Source organism: Streptomyces sp. NPDC107517 (assembly GCF_055582645.1).
Genome location: NZ_JBVJPM010000086.1, coordinates 1 through 3,539 on the forward strand (window position 1 = coordinate 1; position 3,539 = coordinate 3,539).

Below are 3,539 nucleotides of genomic sequence, written 5' to 3' on the forward strand. Positions count from 1 at the left end.
CAAACGCGACCCCGAACGCGCCATGCGCCGCATGACCAAAGAAGCCAACAGCCTCGGACTGACCGTCCGCTTCGAACCCATCACGGCTGGCTGACTTGCATCGTCCACACTATTTTCGTGTCAGACCTTGAGCTGCTCGCATGTGATCAGGTGGGCGGGGCCTCCCCCTGAGTGGTGGACACGCTGATACTGGATCTGTTTGATCCGGAGGAAGCGAGAAGACCGCCGATGGCGATGAAGGACTACTCGGACGAGTTCAAGGCCGATGCCGTGGCCCTGTACGAGTCCACACCCGGGGCGACCTACAAGAGCATCGCCGCTGACCTGGGCGTCAACCGGGCCACGCTGCGTGAGTGGGTGCTGCGGGACCGCGAACGCCGTGGGGTCACCGCCGCGACTGCGAAGCCGGCCGTCCGGCCTCGGGAGGCCGTTCCGTCCGCTGATCCGGATGAGCGGGTGCGACAGCTGGAAGCCCGGGTGGCAGAACTCGAGGCAAGTGAGCGCAAGCTCGCCACCGAGCGGGACATCCTCCGCAAGGCGGCCAAGTATTTCGCCGGAGAGACGTGCGCCGTGAGGCGCTGATGGTCCGTATGGAGGTGAGAGACCTTCGTCAACTGCCCTGTCGTGGCGGGGTGGTGAAGCTGAGGGCAGCCTGATCCGGGTGATGCCGGGGAGGGTGGCAAGCGGCCCTGACAAAGCCGGGACGTACCAGGACTGCCAGATGGTGCGGGTCCGGCGAGTGAGGTGGAAAGGAGTACGCGAGGAACCGTCGTCATTACGTCCCTCAACGCGAGACCGGCTCGAACCTGGCGGATCAGGGCCGGGAGCGGTGCAGACCTGCCGCCGGAGGCGGTGGGGAAACTCCCTGGATGGTTTGTCTCTGCTGTCCGGGAGGCCATGAGGAAGGCCCACGGCGTACTCATGGCGATGCCGCAGGGATGCAGACGGGCTCCTCCTCCACCGAGCGGACCACAGCGAACACGGGAACCATTCGGTCTCAACTCCAAGGGGCGTACTGCCAGTTCGCCTCCGGGATAGGCGCATCGACCACCGAACGGGCCGGGTGGGGCGGAGCCGTCGTAGTACTCCGAGCCGGGGAGAGCCCGGCACATGGGGAAGGGCGGCAGCGGATTGCGAGAAGAGTTGGAGGCTGTAATGCCGAAAGACGCACCGCCGAACGGCGGCGCCCTGCTGGAGGTGACCCCGGTGGGGCCGCGTCAGCGGGTATCGGAGATGCAGGCCAAGCTTCACCGTTGGGCGGCGGCCGAACACGGCCGCCGGTTCGACGACTTGTTCAACTTCGTGCACGACCCGGCGACGCTGATGGTGGCGTTCGACCGGGTCGCGGGGAACCGGGGAGCGCGCTCTGCCGGCGTGGACGGCCTGACCGCCGCCGACGTCGAAATGCGGATCGGCGTCCCGGGGTTCTTGGACGACCTGCGGGCCCAGCTCAAATCGGGCACGTTCCGGCCGCTTCCGGTGCGGGAGAAGATGATTCCCAAGCCGGGCGGCTCGGGGAAGGTGAGGCGATTAGGCATTCCTGTGATCGCTGACCGGGTCGTCCAGGCCGCGCTGAAGCTGGTGCTGGAGCCGATTTTCGAGGCCGACTTCAAGCCGGTCTCCTACGGATTCCGGCCCCGGCGGCGGGCCCAGGACGCGATTGCTGAGATCCAGCACATGGGCACCCACGGCTACCGATGGGTGCTGGACGCGGACATCGCGGCGTGTTTCGACGAGATCGATCATGTCGCACTGATGAACCGGGTCCGGGCAAGGATCAAGGACAAGAAGGTCCTGGCACTGGTGAAGGCGTTCCTCAAGGCCGGGGTTCTCACGGAGCTCGGCGAGCTGGAGGACACGCTTGCCGGGACGCCACAGGGCGGGATCATTTCCCCGTTGATGGCGAACATTGCCCTGTCGACGCTCGATGAGCATCTGCATGGGCCGTGGGAAGCAGGGGGCGCGTTCTCGTCACCGAGACGACGCCAGACCCTGCGCGCCAAGGGGTCGGCGACCTGGCGTGTTGTCCGTTACGCGGACGATTTCGTCATTCTGGTCAACGGCTCCGAGGAACACGTCCATCAACTGCGCGACGAGGTCGCTCAGGTATTGCGGCCGATAGGGCTGCGGCTTTCCGAAGCCAAGACCCGGGTCGTTCACATGAGCGAGGGTCTCGACTTCCTGGGGTTCCACATCCAGTGGCGCCGCAAGCGAGGCACGAGCACATGGCACGTCTACACCTTCATCTCCGACCGGGCCATCCGGCAGGTGAAGGCGAAGATCCGTGCCCTGACCCGCAAGACGTCACCCATGGACCTGGAAGCCGTACTGGCCCAGCTGAACATGGCCAGGGGCGGATGGGCCTTCTACTTCCAACACGCCATCGCGAAACGCGTGTTCAGCAAACTGGACGCCTTCACCTGGTGGAGAGTGGCCAGACTGCTGCGCGAGAGGCACCGCTGGAGCTGGAAGGAACTCCGCCGACGGCACACCACCCCCACCGGGCGGTGGCTGCCGTTCACGGCGAACGGAGTCGAGCTGCGGAACATCCAGACGATCCCGGTGACCCGGTATCGCTACCGCGGCAACAAGATTCCCAACCCCTGGTTCCAAGAAGCCTGTTGACGGCAGCATCCGTGGAGAGCCCGGTACTCGGAAACGGGTACGCCGGGTTCGGCGAGCGGCACGGGGAAACGGACCGGTGGCAACACCAGCACCGCGCCCCGTGCCGACTCAACGAACTGGTGAGGAGCCGCTTCCAGTTCGTCGACGACCACCGGGACACCTACGAGGTGAAGCGGCTCTGCCAAGTCCTGGACGTGAACCGGTCCAGCTACTACAAGTGGCTCGCCGGCGCCGAGGCCCGCGCCACCCGGCAGCGCCAGGACCAGGTCCTGGCCCAGGAGATCCGCGAGGTTCACGGCGAATCCGGCGGCGCCTACGGCTCCCCGCGAGTGACCGCCGAGCTCCGCGAGAAAGGACGGCGGGTCAACGAAAAGCGCATCGCCCGGATCATGCGGACGTTCTCCATCACCGGTATCCGCCTGCGCAGACGCGTGCGCACTACCGTCCCGGACCCGGCAGCCTCACCGGTCCCGGACCTGTTCCAGCGGGACTTCACAGCCACCGAGCCGGGACGGAAGTACATGGGCGACATCACGTATCTCCCGCTCGCAGGCGGGGAGTTCCTCTATCTTGCGACCGTGCTGGACTGTTTCAGCCGCAAGGTCGTCGGCTGGTCCATCGCCGACCACTTGCGCACCGGCCTGGTCGCCGACGCACTGCGGATGGCCGCCTCGACCCGCGGCGGCATGGCCGGCGCTGTGTTCCACTCCGACCACGGGGCCCAGGGCGGATTCAACCGGTCGTTGCAACACCTCGTCCTCGGAGGTGTTGATGGGCAGGCCAGCAGGGTGGATGGCGGCGTTGACCGGGCGTTCGCCAATGAAGTCGCCAGGTGCGCCGGCGCTACGGCGGGAAGTGGAACGTCAGTTCTGGCGGGAGATCGCGAACGGACTGCTCCCGGAGGAGGCGGCAGC

The 3,539-nt window shown here is 66.4% G+C and carries 2 protein-coding genes and 1 pseudogene; all 3 read left to right on the forward strand.

Features of this window, described 5'->3' with window-relative positions:
- Nucleotides 1–228 precede the first annotated feature (228 nt).
- Nucleotides 229–582, forward strand: a complete 354-nt coding sequence (locus ACZ67T_RS46150; protein ID WP_469993060.1) for a transposase — start codon at nucleotides 229–231, stop codon at nucleotides 580–582.
- A 573-nt stretch (nucleotides 583–1,155) separates the two neighbouring features.
- Nucleotides 1,156–2,625 carry a group II intron reverse transcriptase/maturase gene (gene ltrA, locus ACZ67T_RS46155; protein WP_469993058.1) on the forward strand — a complete coding sequence of 490 codons (1,470 nt, stop codon included), beginning with the start codon at nucleotides 1,156–1,158 and terminating at the stop codon, nucleotides 2,623–2,625.
- Between the two features lie 110 nt (nucleotides 2,626–2,735).
- Nucleotides 2,736–3,350: pseudogene (locus ACZ67T_RS46160) on the forward strand (IS3 family transposase); the annotation flags it as partial.
- Nucleotides 3,351–3,539: the final 189 nt, after the last annotated feature.